Origin of the sequence: Phytobacter sp. MRY16-398 (genome assembly GCF_003925915.1) — a bacterium.
Classification (GTDB): Bacteria; Pseudomonadota; Gammaproteobacteria; order Enterobacterales; family Enterobacteriaceae; genus Phytobacter; species Phytobacter diazotrophicus.
Genome location: NZ_AP018756.1, coordinates 5572053 through 5591241, shown reverse-complemented (window position 1 = coordinate 5591241; position 19189 = coordinate 5572053). Strand labels below are relative to the sequence as shown.

The window sequence follows — 19189 nt, the reverse complement described above, 5'->3', positions numbered from 1 at the left end:
CGACGGATGGAGTAATAACAACAGATCACCGCAAGGGGGATTGATGTGAATGGATTACTCTTGTTCCCTTCGCAGGTTCTAACCTGATCAGGTTCCGCGGATCCCGAATTAACGGTCTCAGCCTTTTCCACTTCATCCTTCGCGCCGCCTCTTAGGGCATCGCGAATACTTTTGTGGAAATATAGGCACTCCGACAAGAAAAACCCCGTCCGAAGACGGGGACTGTTTTTTAAACTACGCGTTAATCAGAAAGAACTCAAGCAGGACGCGCCATTCCACTTTCGTCGTTGGCGCCGTCTTTAAGATTGTTGTCGTATGCCAGTATGATCAACTTGTCTTCAAGCGAAAAGCGGGCTGCAAGCGCTTCGCCGATATCAGACAGCGCCTGCTGAAATTCAGCGTAATTGTCATCATCGATAGCATTTTCCAGGCTGGAGTCGTAGTACTCCATAATTTCCAGGGTATTGGCTTCGAGGAGAGGGTAAATCTGCGTGGAGGCTAAAAGTGGGCTGGTCCCTTCCATTTCACCGATAATCCGTTCATAAATATTAAAATGACCGGCGGAAAGGTATTCAACCAGGTTATGACAGAATTCGTCCAGCGCTTTTTCATTCAGCTGCATGTACGAGCCTTTTCCAGGTGTTATGCCAACCAGGTTGTAGTAATGAACCAGTAGCTGTTTTCGGTTATACAGCCAGTTGTCGACCAGTTCGTTACTTCCTCCAATTCGTTCCGCCAGGGTTGCTAACTGGTTTAGCATAATTGACTCCGCAATATTAAGATTAAAAAACGCTCGAATGTAATAATAATGTTAACAACATGCCAGTAAAGCTAAGGTAGTGCAAACAAATGCATCGTATTATCGAGTCATCAGATCATGGCTGGTGGATCGTAAGCCATGAACAAAAATTATGGTTGCCCGGGGGAGAATTACCACTCGGTAATGCAGGAAATTTCGATCTTGTGGGGCAAAGCGCACTCCAGATAGGCGAATGGGAAGGCGAACCTGTGTGGATGATCCGCCAGAATCGTCGGCAGGAGATGGGAACTGTCCGCCAGGTGATTGAACAGGATGCTGGATTGTTTCAACTGGCCGGGCGCGGTGTTCAACTGGCTGAGTTTTACCGCTCACATAAGTTTTGTGGATATTGCGGACATACTATGCACCCCAGCAAGACAGAGTGGGCCATGTTATGTGACCACTGCCGCGAACGTTATTACCCGCAGATAGCGCCCTGCATTATCGTTGCCATTCGCCGCGATGATAAAATTCTGTTGGCTCAGCACACCCGTCATCGCAATGGCATTTACACCGTTCTGGCCGGTTTCGTCGAAGTGGGCGAAACGCTGGAACAGGCCGTCGCACGTGAAGTGATGGAAGAGAGCGGCATCAAAGTGAAAAACCTGCGTTACATCACCTCGCAGCCCTGGCCTTTCCCGCAATCGCTAATGACGGCTTTTATGGCGGAACATGACAGCGGGGAGATTGTTATCGATCCTAAAGAGCTGCTCGATGCGGGCTGGTACCGCTACGACGACCTACCGCTGCTGCCTCCGCCTGGTACTGTTGCCCGTCGTTTGATTGAAGATACGGTGGCGCAGTGCCGGGCAGAATACGAGTAAAGAACGAGTAGTGTTACACTGGCGGGCTGACGCAATAAGGAACTGTAAACATGACCGAATTAAAAAACGATCGCTACCTTCGCGCACTTCTGCGCCAGCCCGTGGATGTGACGCCAGTATGGATGATGCGTCAGGCTGGTCGCTATCTCCCGGAGTACAAAGCGACGCGCGCGCAGGCGGGTGATTTTATGTCGCTGTGCAAAAATGCCGAACTGGCGTGCGAAGTCACCCTTCAGCCTTTGCGTCGCTACAAACTGGATGCGGCCATTCTTTTTTCCGACATCCTGACCATCCCGGACGCGATGGGATTAGGGCTCTATTTCGAGGCGGGCGAAGGCCCACGTTTTACCTCTCCCATTACCTGTCGTGCGGATGTTGAAAAACTGCCCGTGCCGGACCCGGAGCAGGAACTGGGTTACGTCATGAACGCCGTGCGTACCATTCGCCGTGAACTGAAAGGTGAAGTGCCGCTGATTGGCTTCTCTGGCAGCCCGTGGACGCTGGCGACCTATATGGTGGAAGGCGGCAGCAGTAAAGCCTTTACCGTCATTAAAAAGATGATGTACGCCGAACCGCAAACCCTGCATTTGTTGCTTGATAAGCTGGCCAGCAGCGTCACCCTGTACCTCAACGCGCAGATCAAAGCCGGTGCCCAATCGGTGATGATTTTCGACACCTGGGGCGGTGTGCTGACCGGGCGCGATTACAAGCAGTTCTCGCTCTATTACATGCATAAAATTGTCGACGGCCTGCTGCGTGAAAACGAGGGCAAACGCGTACCGGTGACGCTGTTTACCAAAGGCGGTGGGCAGTGGCTGGAAGCGATGGCGGAGACGGGCTGTGACGCTCTGGGTCTCGACTGGACGACAGATATCAGCGATGCACGCCGCCGTGTCGGCCACAAAGTGGCACTGCAGGGCAACATGGATCCTTCGATGCTTTATGCCGCACCTGCCCGCATCGAAGACGAAGTGGCGTCTATACTTGCTGGTTTCGGTCAGGGTGAAGGGCATGTGTTCAACCTCGGTCACGGCATCCATCAGGATGTGCCGCCAGAACATGCTGGCGTATTTGTGGAGGCGGTGCACAGACTCTCAGCCCAGTATCACAAGTAAGGAGTCGTTATGGATCTCGCGTCGCTACGCGCTCAACAAATTGAACTGGCCTCTTCTGTTTCCCGTGAGGATCGTCTGGAAAAAGATCCTCCCGCTTTGATCGGCGGTGCGGATGTAGGGTTTGAGCAAGGCGGCGAAGTGACGCGTGCCGCGATGGTGCTGTTGACCTGGCCTGAACTGGAACTGGTTGAGTATAAAGTGGCGCGTATTGCGACCACGATGCCTTATATCCCCGGCTTTCTCTCTTTTCGTGAATATCCCGCGCTGCTTGCGGCGTGGGAGCAACTCTCACAAAAACCGGATCTGCTATTTGTCGATGGCCATGGAATATCACATCCCCGTCGTCTGGGGGTTGCCAGCCACTTTGGTCTGCTGGTGGATGTGCCAACCATTGGCGTGGCGAAAAAACGGCTGTGCGGTAAGTTTGAGCCACTCTCTGACAAACCGGGCGCCCTGGCACCGCTGATGGACAAAGGCGAGCAGCTGGCATGGGTCTGGCGCAGTAAGGCGCGCTGTAACCCTCTTTTCGTGGCGACAGGGCATCGGGTGAGCACGGATACCGCGCTGGCCTGGGTGCAGCGTTGCATGAAAGGCTATCGGCTGCCTGAACCGACCCGTTGGGCCGACGCTGTCGCATCGGGCCGCCCTGCATTCGCGCGTTGGCAGGAAATTCAGCGTTGATTCAGGTACACTGCCGCTAATTTCTGCATCAGAGAACCTATCATGTTACAAAACCCGATTCACCTGCGTCTGGAGAAGCTGGCAACGTGGCAGCACGTCACGTTTATGGCCTCTCTTTGCGAGCGCATGTATCCCAATTACGCCATGTTCTGCCAGGAAACGGAGTTTGGCGACCCGCAGCTTTATCGCCGCATTCTCGATTTGGTGTGGGAAACGCTGACGGTAAAAGATGCAAAGGTGAATTTCGATAACCAGCTTGAGAAACTGGAAGAGGCAATTCCTTCGGCTGACGACTACGATATGTACGGTGTCTACCCGGCGATTGATGCTTGTGTGGCGCTAAGCGATCTTATTCATGCTCTCCTGAGCGGTGAATCGACAGAGTACGCGATTGAGGTTAGCAAGACGTCTATTACCACCGTTGCGATGCTGGAAATGACTCACGCAGGTCGCGAAATGACCGACGAAGAGCTCAAAGAAAACCCAGCGGTGGAGCAGGAATGGGACATTCAGTGGGAGATTTTCCGCCTTTTGGCTGCTTGTGAAGAACGCGATATTGAACTGATCAAAGGCCTGCGCGCAGACCTGCGTGAGGCCGGGGACAGTAATATCGGTATAAATTTGCAGCAATGAGACAACAAAACGTGATTTAACGCCTGTTTTGTCGTCCTGGGAGGCTTCCCTTCGCACCCCCGTCTGGTCTACATTTGGGGGGCGAAAAAAAGTGGCTATCGGTGCGTGTATGCAGGAGAGTGCTTTTCTGGCATTTCCGTCGCACTCGATGCTTAGCAAGCGATAAACACATTGAAAGGATAACTTATGAACAAGACTCAACTGATTGATGTAATTGCAGACAAGGCTGATCTGTCTAAAGCGCAAGCGAAAGCTGCTCTGGAATCCACCCTGGCTGCGATTACTGAGTCTCTGAAAGAAGGCGATGCTGTACAACTGGTTGGTTTCGGTACCTTCAAAGTGAACCACCGCGCTGAGCGTACTGGCCGCAACCCGCAGACCGGTAAAGAAATCAAAATCGCCGCAGCTAACGTACCGGCGTTTGTTTCTGGTAAAGCACTGAAAGACTCTGTTAAGTAAGACAGGCGTGGCAGTGAACAGTTTTATCGAAGGGGCTTTGCGGCCCCTTTTGTCTTTCTGGCGCCGATCACAGGTGCTGGCGGGCGTGCTGTTATTAACTGCCTGTAGCCACAACTCCTCACTCCCCCCCTTCACCGCCAGCGGCTATGCCGGGGACCAGGGAGCAGAGCGCCTTTGGCGCAAAGATTCAGACAGCGAGACCCATCTTCTCGCCGCTTTTAGCCCGTGGCACAACGGGAATACCTCTTTAAGTGAATACCGCTGGCAGGGCGATGAGCTTCGGCTGATTGAACTCAATATCTACGGTAAAACACCGGAACATATCCGTGTGCGCTTTGATGACCACGGCGAGCTGAGTTTCATGCAGCGTGAAGTCAATGGTCAAAAAGAGCAGCTTTCCAGCGATCAGGTCGCGCTCTACCGTTATCGTGCGAACCAGCTCCGGCAGACCAGCGACGCATTGCGTCTGGGGCGTGTAGTGCTGCGCCAGGGCCGTTGGCATGCCAATGGTTCCGTTACAACATGCGAAGGTCAAACCATTAAACCCGACCTCGATTCTCTGGCTATCAGCCATATAGAGCGTCGGCAGAATCATTCATCAGCGGAAGTGAGCGTAGCGTGGCTGGAAGGTCCCGAAGGATCTCAGTTGCTGCTGGTGGCCAATGAAGATTTTTGTACCTGGCAGCCAACTGAGAAAAGTTTCTAAGTTTTACCCGTGATTCATTCCCATATGGTCGCGGCCTCCGCCACAACTTCCGTGTCCCATGCCTTCACCGCGAGGAATTCCTGCCTGTGCTAAGGCGATATCAAACTTGACTCGCTGTTGGTCCAGTTTTTGGCTTAGCGTCTCTATCTGCTGAGCTGTGGATTCTATTTTTGCGCTGTCCGGCTTATCTGCGGTTAATAACGCATTGTATTCATAACGTTTTGAGGTGAGTTGCTGACGTAACGCACGGGTTTGCTCATAAAAATCGTTATGCAGCTTCTGGGCAGTAGCCTGTTGTTCGGTGGTCAGTTGGCTATAGCCCTGCGGGCCCATCCCGTTGCCGTTGTTCCAGTGGTGCCTTGCCCATGCAGAACTGCTACCTAAAGTCAGCGCGGCGAGGGTGATGAGTGTCAGCGTCAGTTTTTGGTTCCGTTTCATGGTTCATTCTCCTGGTTGTCGTTATTTAGTGATTTGCATCTTCCATGCCAAGATGAGAGACCAGCAGAATATAGGGGTATTGTCGTGCTACAGGCCGGTGGGGCGAGTAAAAATGACTCACGATGAGGGCGAGGCGGGTCATTTTTACTCGTTTTCCTTAAGGGTTTATGGCAGGAGGCAGGTTTGCCGTGGCAGAAAAATGGCATGATTTCTGCTGCGTGAACGGGAGCAGCAAATAAAGGGAATAGTAATGAACATGATGCGGTTGTCGAAGGATTCTGTCGCCGTGGGTCTGAGCTGGCTATTGACCGGCTTTATTCTGCTACTGGTGTGCCTGTTCTCCGCGCTTATCGTGCGTGATTATGGCCGGGAAAATGAGGCCGCGCGGCAAACTATCCAGGAGAAAGGCAGCGTGTTGATTCGCGCACTGGAGTCCGGAACCCGGGTGGGCTTGGGTATGCGTATGCATCATACGCAACTTCAGGCACTGCTGGAGGAGATGGCCTGGCAGCCTGGCGTGCTGTGGTTTGCGGTGACGGATGAGAACGGCAAAATCCTTGCCCATAGTGATCCGAACCAGGTTGGCGGGACACTGTACTCCGCCGATACGATGCATGAACTGAAGATTGACCAGGAGGAACGCTGGCGGCGGCTCGAACAGCCGGAACCGGCTCTGGAGATTTATCGTCAATTTCGCCCGCTGAACAGCGGTGGTGGGCATCATATGCGTATGATGCCCCGCGAATCTGCCGAACAGCGTGCCGGGCTACCGCAGGTGATTTTCATCGCCTTTGATACGCGCGAACTGGACACGGCCAATGCCCGTGGCCTGCGCAATATGGTCATTATGCTTTGCGCGGCAGGGGTGGTAATGATTGCAACGGTGTTGAGCCAGTTCTGGTTTCGCCGCTATCAGCATTCGCGTAAACAATTGCAGGAGGCGATGGCGCGTAAAGAAAAGCTGGTGGCGCTTGGGCATCTGGCCGCAGGGGTCGCGCATGAGATCCGCAACCCGCTGTCTTCCATCAAGGGGCTGGCAAAGTATTTTGCCGAACGCACTCCGCCTGATGGAGAAGCGCATCAACTGGCCCAGGTGATGGCGAAGGAGGCCGATCGTCTGAACCGGGTCGTTAGCGAGCTGCTGGAACTGGTGCGTCCGGCCCATTTAACCTACCAGTCCGTTGATCTGAATGAAGTGATTGGACATTCGCTTCGGTTGGTTAGCCAGGATGCCGCCGGTCGGGCGATTATGCTCAATTTCACCCCGCAGCCAGAGCTATGCCGCATCCAGGCCGATCCGGATCGTTTGAAGCAGGTGCTGCTGAACCTCTACCTTAATGCTATCCACGCCATTGATCACGATGGCGTAATTACGGTCGCAGCGAGCGAATGTGGCGACGGGCGAGTTAAGGTAAGCGTTGCGGACAGTGGTAAGGGGATGACGGCGGAACAGTTACAGGCCATCTTCACGCCGTATTACACCACCAGAGCCGACGGCACCGGGCTTGGTCTGGCCGTCGTACAGAACATTATTGAGCAGCACGGCGGAATAATTCATGCCGGGAGTGCTCCCGGCAAGGGCGCGGTATTTACTCTCTTTTTGCCGGTCAACGGGCAACAGAAGGATGAACAAGGATGAGTGGCGGGCAGGTCGATATTCTCGTGGTGGACGATGACATCAGCCACTGCACTATTTTACAGGCGTTGTTGCGGGGCTGGGGATACCGGGTTGCGCTGGCTCATAACGGCGTACAGGCGCTGGAACAGGTACGTCAGCAGGTGTTTGATCTGGTGCTTTGCGATATTCGCATGGCGGAGATGGACGGTATCGAAACGCTGAAAGAGATCAAAACCTTGAATCCGTCGATTCCCGTTCTGATCATGACCGCGTACTCCAGCGTCGATACCGCAGTGGAGGCGCTGAAATCCGGTGCGCTGGACTACCTCATCAAGCCGCTGGACTTTGACAAGTTGCAGCAGACGCTGTCCGGGGCGCTGGCGCATACGCGGCTGAGTGAGTCCCCTGTCACAGGCACCCCCGCTGCTCAGTTTGGCATGGTGGGGGATAGCCCGGCGATGCGGGCGCTGCTGAATAATATCGCCCTGGTGGCGCCCTCCGATGCGACGGTATTGATTCACGGCGAGTCGGGAACCGGGAAAGAGCTGGTCGCACGGGCGCTGCACGCCAGCAGTGGTCGCAGCCACGGGCCGTTGGTTACCCTCAACTGTGCGGCGCTCAACGAGTCGTTGCTGGAGTCGGAGCTGTTTGGCCATGAGAAAGGCGCGTTCACCGGCGCGGACAAACGTCGGGACGGGCGCTTTGTTGAAGCAGACGGCGGCACGCTCTTCCTCGATGAGATCGGCGATATCTCCCCGTTAATGCAGGTGCGTCTGTTGCGGGCGATTCAGGAGCGCGAAGTGCAGCGCGTGGGCAGCAACCAGACCCTTTCGGTTGACGTACGGCTGATTGCCGCCACCCACCGGGATTTAGCCGGGGAGGTTAGCGCCGGGCGTTTTCGTCAGGATCTCTACTACCGCCTGAACGTCGTGACTATCGATATGCCGCCGCTGCGTCAACGCAGGGAAGATATCCCTCCGCTGGCGCGTTATTTCCTGCAACGTTACGCCGAGCGTAACCGTAAAGCGGTACAGGGATTTACGCCGCAGGCGATGGACTTGCTGATTCACTACACATGGCCGGGCAATATTCGTGAGCTGGAGAATGCGATTGAACGGGCGGTGGTCTTGCTGACCGGAGAGTTTATTTCTGAGCGCGAGCTGCCACTGGCGATTGTCGGTACGCCGATTGCGAATGCGCCACACGGCGATGATGTTATTCAGCCGCTGGTCGATGTAGAGAAAGAAGCGATCCTCGCTGCGCTCGAAAAAACGGGCGGCAACAAAACAGAAGCCGCCCGTCAGTTGGGCATTACGCGCAAAACGCTGCTGGCAAAGCTCAGCCGTTAGCTGTTTTGCTCGCGGGCAATTGCGCGATAACCGATATCTTTACGGCTAAAGCTACCTTCCCACTGGATATTTTCCATTAAGGCGTATGCACGCTTCTGTGCTTCGGCAACGGTGTGGCCCAGCGCAGTCGCGCACAGCACGCGACCGCCGTTGGTAAGAACGCGGTCATCGTCGGAAAGCTTTGTGCCGGCGTGGAAGACTTTGCCATCCGCCACTTCTTCCAGCGGCAGTCCGTGGATCTCGTCACCGGTGTTGTAATTACCCGGATAACCACCCGCAGCAACAACGACACCAAGAGACGCGCGCTCATCCCAATCGGAGGTTTTCTCATCCAGCTTGCCATCGCAGGCTGCGAGACACAGATCCACCAGATCGGATTTCATGCGCAGCATGATCGGCTGGGTTTCCGGATCGCCGAAGCGGCAGTTGAACTCGATAACCTTCGGGTTGCCCTGTTTGTCGATCATCAGACCGGCATACAGGAAGCCGGTATAGGTATTCCCTTCGGCGGCCATACCTTTAACGGTTGGCCAAATGATACGTTCCATGGTGCGCTGGTGGACTTCATCCGTCACCACCGGAGCGGGGGAATAAGCGCCCATACCGCCCGTATTCGGACCGGTATCGCCATCACCGACGCGTTTATGATCCTGGCTGGTCGCCATAGGCAGCACATGCTCACCGTCAACCATCACGATAAAGCTGGCTTCTTCACCGTCGAGGAACTCTTCGATAACGATACGGTGGCCTGCGTCGCCAAAGGCATTGCCAGCCAGCATGTCGTTGACGGCCGTTTCGGCTTCCTCGAGCGTCATTGCCACGATCACGCCTTTACCGGCAGCAAGACCGTCTGCTTTGATAACGATCGGAGCGCCTTTTTCGCGCAGCCAGGCCAGCGCAGGTTCCACTTCGGTGAAGTTCTGGTATTCCGCTGTCGGAATGTTATGACGCGCGAGGAAATCTTTGGTGAAGGCTTTAGAGCCTTCCAGTTGAGCAGCGCCTTCGGTTGGGCCGAAGATTTTCAGGCCTGCGGCACGGAACGCATCCACAACGCCAATCACCAACGGCGCTTCCGGGCCAACGATGGTCAGATCAATCTTCTCGCTTTGAGCAAAGCTCAGCAGCGCCGGAATATCGGTTACGCCAATGGCGACGTTTTGCAGCGTGGGTTCCAGCGCTGTGCCTGCGTTGCCCGGTGCGACGAAAACGGTGTCGACCAGCGGTGACTGTGCCGCTTTCCATGCCAGCGCGTGCTCGCGCCCGCCGTTACCAATCACTAATACTTTCATTGTCTGCTCCGAAAATTAATGGCGGAAGTGACGCATGTCGGTGAAGATCATCGCAATACCGTGTTCGTCGGCAGCGGCAATCACTTCGTCATCACGGATAGAACCGCCAGGCTGAATCACACAGCTCACGCCAACGGCGGCAGCGGCATCAATACCATCACGGAACGGGAAGAACGCATCAGAGGCCATCGCGGAACCTTTCACTTCCAGACCTTCATCGCCTGCTTTGATCCCGGCGATTTTCGCGGAGTAGACGCGGCTCATCTGACCTGCGCCTATGCCAATGGTCATGTTCTCTTTGGCATACACGATAGCGTTGGATTTCACGAACTTCGCCACTTTCCAGCAGAACAGCGCATCACGCAGTTCCTGTTCGGTCGGCTGGCGTTTGGAAACAACACGCAGTTCGCCTTCGGTCACCATACCCAGATCGCGGTCCTGAACCAGCAGGCCGCCGTTAACGCGTTTGAAATCAAGACCCGGGACGCGTGCGGTCCACTCACCACAGGTCAGCACGCGGACGTTCTGTTTCGCGGCAGTGATCTTCAGGGCTTCTTCAGTCGCAGACGGTGCAATGATCACTTCTACAAACTGGCGGGAGATAATAGCCTGCGCGGTCTGCGCATCCAGTTCGCGGTTAAAGGCGATGATACCGCCGAACGCGGAGGTCGGGTCGGTTTTGTACGCGCGATCGTAAGCATCCAGAATAGAGGAACTGACCGCTACGCCGCATGGGTTAGCGTGTTTAACGATAACGCAGGCCGGCTCGCTGAACTCTTTCACACATTCCAGTGCAGCATCGGTATCGGCGATATTGTTATAGGAAAGCGCTTTGCCCTGAACTTGCTGCGCGGTCGCAACAGAGGCTTCTTTGATCTCTTCTTCTATATAGAAGGCTGCCTGCTGGTGGCTGTTTTCGCCGTAGCGCATATCCTGCTTTTTAATGAAGTTCAGGTTCAGGGTGCGCGGGAAGCGGCCGGCGGCTTCTTTTGTCTCGCCGTGATAGGCCGGCACCATGCTGCCAAAATAGTTGGCGATCATGCTGTCGTAGGCGGCGGTGTGTTCAAAGGCTTTAATGGCGAGGTCGAAGCGGGTGTCGAGGGTCAGGGAGCCTTCGTTGGCATCCATCTCTTCAATAATAGCGTTGTAGTCGCTGCTCTTTACAACGATGGCGACATCTTTATGGTTCTTCGCCGCCGAGCGCACCATAGTCGGGCCGCCGATATCGATATTCTCTACCGCATCTTCCAGAGAACAGCCTTCGCGGGCAACGGTCTGGGCAAACGGATAAAGGTTAACAACGACCATATCAATAGGAGAGATGCTGTGCTCAGCCATGATGGCATCATCCTGGCCGCGGCGGCCAAGGATCCCACCATGCACTTTCGGATGCAGGGTCTTAACGCGTCCATCCATCATTTCCGGGAAACCGGTGTAATCGGAAACTTCGGTCACCGGCAGGCCTTTATCAGCTAACAGACGGGCAGTGCCCCCTGTAGATAGCAGTTCCACACCGCGTGCAGAAAGTGCCTGGGCGAATTCGACGATACCGGCTTTGTCAGAAACACTGAGCAGCGCGCGGCGGATTGGACGACGTTGTTGCATGGTAAATCCCCTGGATTTGACGATTACAGAGAGCGTTAGCTGAATTTTCATCTAAAAACTCAGCTAACGCCCCTTACGGGGCATCCTTGTTTTAGCGGGGGCATTTTAACGAAAACGTTTGCGCAACGCTCGCGAATTTTCACTTTTTCGCAGCATTGTGGATAAGTCTGTGTGCAAAAGGGTATAAGGCGGGCTTTTGCTGTGGAATGCAGCAGTCAGTCATTTTTCTGCAATTTTTCTATTGCGGCCTGCGGAGAACTCCCTATAATGCGCCTCCATCGACACGGCGGATGTGAATCACTTCACACAAACAGCCGGGTCGGTTGAAGAGAAAAATCCTGAAATAACGGGTTGACTCTGAAAGAGGAAAGCGTAATATACGCCACCTCGCAACGGTGAGCGAAAGCCGCGTTGCACTGCTCTTTAACAATTTATCAGACAATCTGTGTGGGCACTCAAAGTGACATGGATTCTTAATGTCTTCGGACACTAAATGAATACCAAGTCTCATAGAGTGAACACGTAATTCATTACGAAGTTTAATTCTACGAGCATCAAACTTTTAAATTGAAGAGTTTGATCATGGCTCAGATTGAACGCTGGCGGCAGGCCTAACACATGCAAGTCGAACGGTAGCACAGAGGAGCTTGCTCCTTGGGTGACGAGTGGCGGACGGGTGAGTAATGTCTGGGAAACTGCCCGATGGAGGGGGATAACTACTGGAAACGGTAGCTAATACCGCATAATGTCGCAAGACCAAAGAGGGGGACCTTCGGGCCTCTTGCCATCGGATGTGCCCAGATGGGATTAGCTTGTTGGTGAGGTAATGGCTCACCAAGGCGACGATCCCTAGCTGGTCTGAGAGGATGACCAGCCACACTGGAACTGAGACACGGTCCAGACTCCTACGGGAGGCAGCAGTGGGGAATATTGCACAATGGGCGCAAGCCTGATGCAGCCATGCCGCGTGTATGAAGAAGGCCTTCGGGTTGTAAAGTACTTTCAGCGGGGAGGAAGGCAATACGGTTAATAACCGTGTTGATTGACGTTACCCGCAGAAGAAGCACCGGCTAACTCCGTGCCAGCAGCCGCGGTAATACGGAGGGTGCAAGCGTTAATCGGAATTACTGGGCGTAAAGCGCACGCAGGCGGTCTGTCAAGTCGGATGTGAAATCCCCGGGCTCAACCTGGGAACTGCATTCGAAACTGGCAGGCTTGAGTCTTGTAGAGGGGGGTAGAATTCCAGGTGTAGCGGTGAAATGCGTAGAGATCTGGAGGAATACCGGTGGCGAAGGCGGCCCCCTGGACAAAGACTGACGCTCAGGTGCGAAAGCGTGGGGAGCAAACAGGATTAGATACCCTGGTAGTCCACGCCGTAAACGATGTCGACTTGGAGGTTGTGCCCTTGAGGCGTGGCTTCCGGAGCTAACGCGTTAAGTCGACCGCCTGGGGAGTACGGCCGCAAGGTTAAAACTCAAATGAATTGACGGGGGCCCGCACAAGCGGTGGAGCATGTGGTTTAATTCGATGCAACGCGAAGAACCTTACCTGGTCTTGACATCCACGGAATTCGGCAGAGATGCCTTAGTGCCTTCGGGAGCCGTGAGACAGGTGCTGCATGGCTGTCGTCAGCTCGTGTTGTGAAATGTTGGGTTAAGTCCCGCAACGAGCGCAACCCTTATCCTTTGTTGCCAGCGGTCCGGCCGGGAACTCAAAGGAGACTGCCAGTGATAAACTGGAGGAAGGTGGGGATGACGTCAAGTCATCATGGCCCTTACGACCAGGGCTACACACGTGCTACAATGGCATATACAAAGAGAAGCGACCTCGCGAGAGCAAGCGGACCTCATAAAGTATGTCGTAGTCCGGATTGGAGTCTGCAACTCGACTCCATGAAGTCGGAATCGCTAGTAATCGTGGATCAGAATGCCACGGTGAATACGTTCCCGGGCCTTGTACACACCGCCCGTCACACCATGGGAGTGGGTTGCAAAAGAAGTAGGTAGCTTAACCTTCGGGAGGGCGCTTACCACTTTGTGATTCATGACTGGGGTGAAGTCGTAACAAGGTAACCGTAGGGGAACCTGCGGTTGGATCACCTCCTTACCTTAAAGAACCTGCCTTTGTAGTGCTCACACAGATTGTCTGATGAAAAGTAAAAAGCAAGGCGTCTTGCGAGCGAGACTTAAGTGTCCCCTTCGTCTAGAGGCCCAGGACACCGCCCTTTCACGGCGGTAACAGGGGTTCGAATCCCCTAGGGGACGCCACTTGCTGGTTTGTGAGTGAAAGTCACCTGCCGTTATATCTCAAAACTGACTTCCGAGTCATGTTTGAGATATTTGCTCTTTAAAAATCTGGATCAAGCTGAAAATTGAAACGACACACAGTGTCTGTTCTCCGTAATAAGAACAGATGACAGTGTGTTCGAGTCTCTCAAATTTTCGCGACACGATGATGTTTTACGAAACATCTTCGGGTTGTGAGGTTAAGCGACTAAGCGTACACGGTGGATGCCCTGGCAGTCAGAGGCGATGAAGGACGTGCTAATCTGCGAAAAGCGCCGGCGAGGTGATATGAACCTTTGACCCGGCGATGTCCGAATGGGGAAACCCAGTGCAATCCGTTGCACTATCGTTTGATGAATACATAGTCAAACGAGGCGAACCGGGGGAACTGAAACATCTAAGTACCCCGAGGAAAAGAAATCAACCGAGATTCCCCCAGTAGCGGCGAGCGAACGGGGAGCAGCCCAGAGCCTGAATCAGCTTGTGTGTTAGTGGAAGCGTCTGGAAAGTCGCGCGATACAGGGTGACAGCCCCGTACACGAAAGCACACAGGCTGTGAGCTCGATGAGTAGGGCGGGACACGTGGTATCCTGTCTGAATATGGGGGGACCATCCTCCAAGGCTAAATACTCCTGACTGACCGATAGTGAACCAGTACCGTGAGGGAAAGGCGAAAAGAACCCCGGCGAGGGGAGTGAAAAAGAACCTGAAACCGTGTACGTACAAGCAGTGGGAGCCTCTTAATGGGGTGACTGCGTACCTTTTGTATAATGGGTCAGCGACTTATATTCTGTAGCAAGGTTAACCGAATAGGGGAGCCGAAGGGAAACCGAGTCTTAACTGGGCGTTAAGTTGCAGGGTATAGACCCGAAACCCGGTGATCTAGCCATGGGCAGGTTGAAGGTTGGGTAACACTAACTGGAGGACCGAACCGACTAATGTTGAAAAATTAGCGGATGACTTGTGGCTGGGGGTGAAAGGCCAATCAAACCGGGAGATAGCTGGTTCTCCCCGAAAGCTATTTAGGTAGCGCCTCGTGAATTCATCTCCGGGGGTAGAGCACTGTTTCGGCTAGGGGGCCATCCCGGCTTACCAACCCGATGCAAACTACGAATACCGGAGAATGTTATCACGGGAGACACACGGCGGGTGCTAACGTCCGTCGTGAAGAGGGAAACAACCCAGACCGCCAGCTAAGGTCCCAAAGTCATGGTTAAGTGGGAAACGATGTGGGAAGGCACAGACAGCCAGGATGTTGGCTTAGAAGCAGCCATCATTTAAAGAAAGCGTAATAGCTCACTGGTCGAGTCGGCCTGCGCGGAAGATGTAACGGGGCTAAACCATGCACCGAAGCTGCGGCAGCGACACTAAGTGTTGTTGGGTAGGGGAGCGTTCTGTAAGCCTGCGAAGGTGTGCTGTGAGGCATGCTGGAGGTATCAGAAGTGCGAATGCTGACATAAGTAACGATAAAGCGGGTGAAAAGCCCGCTCGCCGGAAGACCAAGGGTTCCTGTCCAACGTTAATCGGGGCAGGGTGAGTCGACCCCTAAGGCGAGGCCGAAAGGCGTAGTCGATGGGAAACAGGTTAATATTCCTGTACTTGGTGTTACTGCGAAGGGGGGACGGAGAAGGCTATGTTAGCCGGGCGACGGTTGTCCCGGTTTAAGCATGTAGGCTGGTTATCCAGGCAAATCCGGATAATCAAGGCTGAGGTGTGATGACGAGTCACTACGGTGATGAAGTAACAAATGCCCTGCTTCCAGGAAAAGCCTCTAAGCATCAGGTAACACGAAATCGTACCCCAAACCGACACAGGTGGTCAGGTAGAGAATACCAAGGCGCTTGAGAGAACTCGGGTGAAGGAACTAGGCAAAATGGTGCCGTAACTTCGGGAGAAGGCACGCTGATATGTAGGTGAAGCCCCTGCGGGTGGAGCTGAAATCAGTCGAAGATACCAGCTGGCTGCAACTGTTTATTAAAAACACAGCACTGTGCAAACACGAAAGTGGACGTATACGGTGTGACGCCTGCCCGGTGCCGGAAGGTTAATTGATGGGGTTATCCGTAAGGAGAAGCTCTTGATCGAAGCCCCGGTAAACGGCGGCCGTAACTATAACGGTCCTAAGGTAGCGAAATTCCTTGTCGGGTAAGTTCCGACCTGCACGAATGGCGTAATGATGGCCAGGCTGTCTCCACCCGAGACTCAGTGAAATTGAACTCGCTGTGAAGATGCAGTGTACCCGCGGCAAGACGGAAAGACCCCGTGAACCTTTACTATAGCTTGACACTGAACATTGAGCCTTGATGTGTAGGATAGGTGGGAGGCTTTGAAGTGTGGACGCCAGTCTGCATGGAGCCAACCTTGAAATACCACCCTTTAATGTTTGATGTTCTAACGTGGACCCGTAATCCGGGTTGCGGACAGTGTCTGGTGGGTAGTTTGACTGGGGCGGTCTCCTCCCAAAGAGTAACGGAGGAGCACGAAGGTTGGCTAATCCTGGTCGGACATCAGGAGGTTAGTGCAATGGCATAAGCCAGCTTGACTGCGAGCGTGACGGCGCGAGCAGGTGCGAAAGCAGGTCATAGTGATCCGGTGGTTCTGAATGGAAGGGCCATCGCTCAACGGATAAAAGGTACTCCGGGGATAACAGGCTGATACCGCCCAAGAGTTCATATCGACGGCGGTGTTTGGCACCTCGATGTCGGCTCATCACATCCTGGGGCTGAAGTAGGTCCCAAGGGTATGGCTGTTCGCCATTTAAAGTGGTACGCGAGCTGGGTTTAGAACGTCGTGAGACAGTTCGGTCCCTATCTGCCGTGGGCGCTGGAGAATTGAGGGGGGCTGCTCCTAGTACGAGAGGACCGGAGTGGACGCATCACTGGTGTTCGGGTTGTCATGCCAATGGCACTGCCCGGTAGCTACATGCGGAAGAGATAAGTGCTGAAAGCATCTAAGCACGAAACTTGCCCCGAGATGAGTTCTCCCTTGTCCTTAAGGACACTAAAGGAACGTTGAAGACGACGACGTTGATAGGCCGGGTGTGTAAGCGCAGCGATGCGTTGAGCTAACCGGTACTAATGAACCGTGAGGCTTAACCTTACAACGCCGAAGATGTTTTGGCGGATTGAGAAGACACAATATTCAGCTTAGATTCAGAGTTGAGTACGCAATAAAAGATTGCGTACTGAGCACAAAGAATTTGCCTGGCGGCTTTAGCGCGGTGGTCCCACCTGACCCCATGCCGAACTCAGAAGTGAAACGCCGTAGCGCCGATGGTAGTGTGGGGTCTCCCCATGTGAGAGTAGGGAACTGCCAGGCATCAGACAAGTAAGAAGCCCATCCTCACGGATGGGCTTTTTGCGTTTTCTTCGCATGATAAAAGGAATTTTTCATGTCTGTTCTTTATATCCAGGTTCGCAAAAATCATATCACCGTTCGCAACATTGAGCGTAAGCAGGATGTATCAGGAAGCGGTGCCTTTAGTAATCAACGCCTGCTTATCGCTGATTTTTTCAAAGCCGAAAAAGTTCTGTGGGACCTTATCGAACAGATCCGACCCCGTTCATGGCTCAGGAAACTGCTGCGCACAGACCGCTTTGACATTGTTATCAGCGCGCTGGAAATGAACGAGGGCGGATTATCGCAGGTCGAAGATCGTATCCTGCAGGAAGTCGTCGCAGGTGCGACGCGAATGCGTTATCGCCGCTTGATAACGCACGCGCAATCAACACCCCTGAGCGATGACGCTGTGATGGCGCTGATCGCGAAGCGGTAAAAAAGAGTTAAGCGGTAAACATTACTGTTGATAGCGTAAATGCAGCAGTGGATATGGCCTGCCGGAATCATCCTTTTCGCTTCGTCCGGTTACCATAAATCCCAGCTTAAGGTAGAACCCAATGGCCTGCTCGTTTTGCTCATTAACGTTGGTCGTTAAGTTGGGGGCCAACAGCAAGGCGTGTTCAACCAGTCGTTTCCCTACGCCGCTGCCGCGAACGTCAGGATCAATAAACAGTGCATCCATATGCTTATCGGTGAGTAGCATAAACCCAACGGGTTCATCCTGTTTATTGACGGCAACCCAAAGCGGCGCTGTCGGTAAAAATGCACTCACCTGCTCCTCCAGCTCTGCCCGATAATCTCTGGACAAAAAATCGTGTGTCGCATCGACCGAGCGGCACCAGATTGCGATCAGCCTCTCTCCTTCCTCAGGTCGCGAACGACGAATACTAATAACCATATTGTCTCCTGTTATGCGCGCTTATATTCTAACGCAAACACTTTCGTGAAACTTTCTCACCTTCTACATGCAGACTCGACAACGCGCCTATTCCTGGGTATTGTCAGCTATCTGGATGTCTAAACGTTTAAACGTATGCAGTGAGGATATAAGTTATGCCGATTCGGGTGCAGGACGAGCTACCAGCCGTCAATTTCTTGCGTGATGAAAACGTCTTTGTGATGACGACATCGCGTGCTACAGGTCAGGAAATTCGTCCGCTCAAGGTACTTATCCTCAACCTGATGCCAAAGAAGATCGAGACAGAGAACCAATTTCTGCGGTTACTCTCCAACTCGCCACTGCAGGTGGATATCAAGCTACTGCGCATTGACGCGCGTGAATCACGCAACACGCCAGTGGAACACCTCAACAATTTCTACTGTAACTTTGATGAAATCAGCGAAGAGAACTTCGATGGCTTGATTGTAACCGGTGCGCCATTGGGTCTGGTTGAATTTAACGATGTTGCCTACTGGCCGCAGATCAAACAGGTACTGGAGTGGGCAAAAGACCATGTCACCTCCACGTTATTTGTCTGTTGGGCGGTACAAGCCGCACTGAACATCCTTTACGGTATTCCTAAGCAAACCCGCAGTGAAAAGCTGTCCGGCGTCTATGAGCACCACATTTTGCATCCACACGCTCTGCTGACTCGTGGTTTTGATGATACGTTCCTCGCGCCGCACTCACGCTATGCCGATTTCCCGGCGGCACTGATTCGTGACTATACCGACCTGGAAATCCTGGCTGAAAGCGATCAGGGCGATGCCTATCTGTTCGCCAGCAAAGATAAGCGTATCGCCTTTGTTACCGGCCATCCTGAGTACGACGCTAATACTCTGGCAGGTGAGTATTTCCGTGATGTTGAGGCCGGGCTGTCACCGGAAATCCCGTATAACTATTTCCCGAACGACGATCCCCGGAACAAGCCACATGCAACATGGCGTAGCCATGGAAATCTATTGTTTACCAACTGGCTGAACTACTACGTGTACCAGATTACGCCGTTCGACCTGAGCCATATGAACCCAACGCTTGATTAACGTTTCAGCACGATCCTAAAGCGTTTCAGCTCCCCATTTCAGGCACCTTCGGGTGCCTTTTTCATG

The 19189-nt window shown here is 53.6% G+C and carries 15 protein-coding genes, 1 tRNA gene, 3 rRNA genes and 1 riboswitch; of the genes, 14 read left to right on the top strand and 5 right to left on the bottom strand.

Annotation, left to right across the window (positions count from 1 at the left end; translation table 11 throughout):
- Positions 1-47: 47 nt before the first annotated feature.
- Positions 48-203: riboswitch (TPP riboswitch) on the bottom strand.
- 53 nt (positions 204-256) lie between these two features.
- A complete protein-coding gene (locus tag MRY16398_RS27360) occupies positions 257-760 on the bottom strand; it encodes an Rsd/AlgQ family anti-sigma factor (protein ID WP_039076846.1) in 504 nt (167 codons plus the stop codon).
- Between the two features lie 89 nt (positions 761-849).
- On the opposite strand from MRY16398_RS27360, the gene nudC reads away from it, so the two are divergent.
- From nudC to MRY16398_RS27330, 6 genes are all read left to right on the top strand, one after another.
- Complete coding sequence (gene nudC / locus MRY16398_RS27355; protein WP_071193733.1) at positions 850-1623, top strand: NAD(+) diphosphatase; 774 nt, start codon at positions 850-852, stop codon at positions 1621-1623.
- A 50-nt stretch (positions 1624-1673) separates the two neighbouring features.
- A complete protein-coding gene (hemE, locus tag MRY16398_RS27350) occupies positions 1674-2738 on the top strand; it encodes a uroporphyrinogen decarboxylase (RefSeq protein ID WP_071193734.1) in 1065 nt (354 codons plus the stop codon).
- Positions 2739-2747: 9 nt separating this feature from the next.
- Positions 2748-3419, top strand: a complete 672-nt coding sequence (gene nfi / locus MRY16398_RS27345) for a deoxyribonuclease V (protein WP_125125550.1) — start codon at positions 2748-2750, stop codon at positions 3417-3419.
- A 42-nt stretch (positions 3420-3461) separates the two neighbouring features.
- Positions 3462-4052, top strand: a complete 591-nt coding sequence (locus tag MRY16398_RS27340) for a YjaG family protein (protein ID WP_071193735.1) — start codon at positions 3462-3464, stop codon at positions 4050-4052.
- A 186-nt stretch (positions 4053-4238) separates the two neighbouring features.
- A complete protein-coding gene (gene hupA, locus MRY16398_RS27335; protein WP_035890328.1) occupies positions 4239-4511 on the top strand; it encodes a nucleoid-associated protein HU-alpha in 273 nt (90 codons plus the stop codon).
- Between the two features lie 13 nt (positions 4512-4524).
- Positions 4525-5217, top strand: coding sequence for a DUF1481 domain-containing protein (locus MRY16398_RS27330; RefSeq protein ID WP_107224574.1), 693 nt, complete (start codon positions 4525-4527; stop codon positions 5215-5217).
- Between the two features lie 3 nt (positions 5218-5220).
- On the opposite strand, the gene zraP is transcribed toward MRY16398_RS27330, so the two are convergent.
- The gene (gene zraP, locus MRY16398_RS27325) at positions 5221-5655 is read right to left on the bottom strand and encodes a zinc resistance sensor/chaperone ZraP (protein ID WP_079498743.1); all 435 of its coding nucleotides are present in this window, start codon (positions 5653-5655) and stop codon (positions 5221-5223) included.
- 250 nt (positions 5656-5905) lie between these two features.
- Between zraP and zraS the strand changes: the two genes are divergently transcribed.
- Together zraS and zraR are read left to right on the top strand one after the other, a co-directional pair.
- On the top strand, positions 5906-7294 hold the full coding sequence (gene zraS / locus MRY16398_RS27320; RefSeq protein ID WP_079498741.1) for a two-component system sensor histidine kinase ZraS: 1389 nt from the start codon (positions 5906-5908) through the stop codon (positions 7292-7294).
- Positions 7291-8622 carry a sigma-54-dependent response regulator transcription factor ZraR gene (zraR, locus tag MRY16398_RS27315; RefSeq protein ID WP_039076838.1) on the top strand — a complete coding sequence of 444 codons (1332 nt, stop codon included), beginning with the start codon at positions 7291-7293 and terminating at the stop codon, positions 8620-8622. Before zraS ends, zraR begins: the two co-directional genes overlap by 4 nt.
- Here the strand turns inward: zraR and purD are convergent.
- Together purD and purH are read right to left on the bottom strand one after the other, a co-directional pair.
- A complete protein-coding gene (gene purD, locus MRY16398_RS27310; protein ID WP_125125549.1) occupies positions 8619-9911 on the bottom strand; it encodes a phosphoribosylamine--glycine ligase in 1293 nt (430 codons plus the stop codon). The genes zraR and purD overlap by 4 nt on opposite strands.
- A gap of 15 nt (positions 9912-9926) precedes the next feature.
- The gene (gene purH, locus MRY16398_RS27305) at positions 9927-11516 is read right to left on the bottom strand and encodes a bifunctional phosphoribosylaminoimidazolecarboxamide formyltransferase/IMP cyclohydrolase (protein WP_071193740.1); all 1590 of its coding nucleotides are present in this window, start codon (positions 11514-11516) and stop codon (positions 9927-9929) included.
- A gap of 564 nt (positions 11517-12080) precedes the next feature.
- On the opposite strand from purH, the gene MRY16398_RS27300 reads away from it, so the two are divergent.
- The 5 genes from MRY16398_RS27300 to MRY16398_RS27280 all read left to right on the top strand — a co-directional run bounded on the left by MRY16398_RS27300 (position 12081) and on the right by MRY16398_RS27280 (position 17576).
- Positions 12081-13622, top strand: a 16S ribosomal RNA gene (locus tag MRY16398_RS27300).
- A gap of 85 nt (positions 13623-13707) precedes the next feature.
- Positions 13708-13783, top strand: a tRNA-Glu gene (locus MRY16398_RS27295).
- 216 nt (positions 13784-13999) lie between these two features.
- A 23S ribosomal RNA gene (locus MRY16398_RS27290) occupies positions 14000-16900 on the top strand.
- Positions 16901-17003: 103 nt separating this feature from the next.
- Positions 17004-17119, top strand: a 5S ribosomal RNA gene (rrf, locus tag MRY16398_RS27285).
- The 16S, 23S and 5S rRNA genes sit together here with 1 tRNA gene alongside, the layout of an rRNA operon.
- 73 nt (positions 17120-17192) lie before the next feature.
- A complete protein-coding gene (locus MRY16398_RS27280) occupies positions 17193-17576 on the top strand; it encodes a YjaA family stress response protein (RefSeq protein ID WP_071194382.1) in 384 nt (127 codons plus the stop codon).
- 21 nt (positions 17577-17597) lie between these two features.
- On the opposite strand, the gene MRY16398_RS27275 is transcribed toward MRY16398_RS27280, so the two are convergent.
- On the bottom strand, positions 17598-18038 hold the full coding sequence (locus tag MRY16398_RS27275; RefSeq protein ID WP_079498821.1) for an acetyltransferase: 441 nt from the start codon (positions 18036-18038) through the stop codon (positions 17598-17600).
- 155 nt (positions 18039-18193) lie between these two features.
- Between MRY16398_RS27275 and metA the strand changes: the two genes are divergently transcribed.
- Positions 18194-19123 carry a homoserine O-acetyltransferase MetA gene (metA, locus tag MRY16398_RS27270; RefSeq protein ID WP_039076763.1) on the top strand — a complete coding sequence of 310 codons (930 nt, stop codon included), beginning with the start codon at positions 18194-18196 and terminating at the stop codon, positions 19121-19123.
- Positions 19124-19189: the final 66 nt, after the last annotated feature.

Coding starts and splice junctions, on each gene's coding strand:
- metA (WP_039076763.1), top strand. CDS start 18,194: ATGCCGATTCGGGTGCAGGACGAGCTACCAGCCGTCAATTTCTTGCGT.
- zraR (WP_039076838.1), top strand. CDS start 7,291: ATGAGTGGCGGGCAGGTCGATATTCTCGTGGTGGACGATGACATCAGC.
- MRY16398_RS27340 (WP_071193735.1), top strand. CDS start 3,462: ATGTTACAAAACCCGATTCACCTGCGTCTGGAGAAGCTGGCAACGTGG.
- purD (WP_125125549.1), bottom strand. CDS start 9,911: ATGAAAGTATTAGTGATTGGTAACGGCGGGCGCGAGCACGCGCTGGCA.
- MRY16398_RS27360 (WP_039076846.1), bottom strand. CDS start 760: ATGCTAAACCAGTTAGCAACCCTGGCGGAACGAATTGGAGGAAGTAAC.
- purH (WP_071193740.1), bottom strand. CDS start 11,516: ATGCAACAACGTCGTCCAATCCGCCGCGCGCTGCTCAGTGTTTCTGAC.
- nudC (WP_071193733.1), top strand. CDS start 850: ATGCATCGTATTATCGAGTCATCAGATCATGGCTGGTGGATCGTAAGC.
- nfi (WP_125125550.1), top strand. CDS start 2,748: ATGGATCTCGCGTCGCTACGCGCTCAACAAATTGAACTGGCCTCTTCT.
- zraS (WP_079498741.1), top strand. CDS start 5,906: ATGAACATGATGCGGTTGTCGAAGGATTCTGTCGCCGTGGGTCTGAGC.
- MRY16398_RS27280 (WP_071194382.1), top strand. CDS start 17,193: ATGTCTGTTCTTTATATCCAGGTTCGCAAAAATCATATCACCGTTCGC.
- MRY16398_RS27275 (WP_079498821.1), bottom strand. CDS start 18,038: ATGGTTATTAGTATTCGTCGTTCGCGACCTGAGGAAGGAGAGAGGCTG.
- hupA (WP_035890328.1), top strand. CDS start 4,239: ATGAACAAGACTCAACTGATTGATGTAATTGCAGACAAGGCTGATCTG.
- hemE (WP_071193734.1), top strand. CDS start 1,674: ATGACCGAATTAAAAAACGATCGCTACCTTCGCGCACTTCTGCGCCAG.
- zraP (WP_079498743.1), bottom strand. CDS start 5,655: ATGAAACGGAACCAAAAACTGACGCTGACACTCATCACCCTCGCCGCG.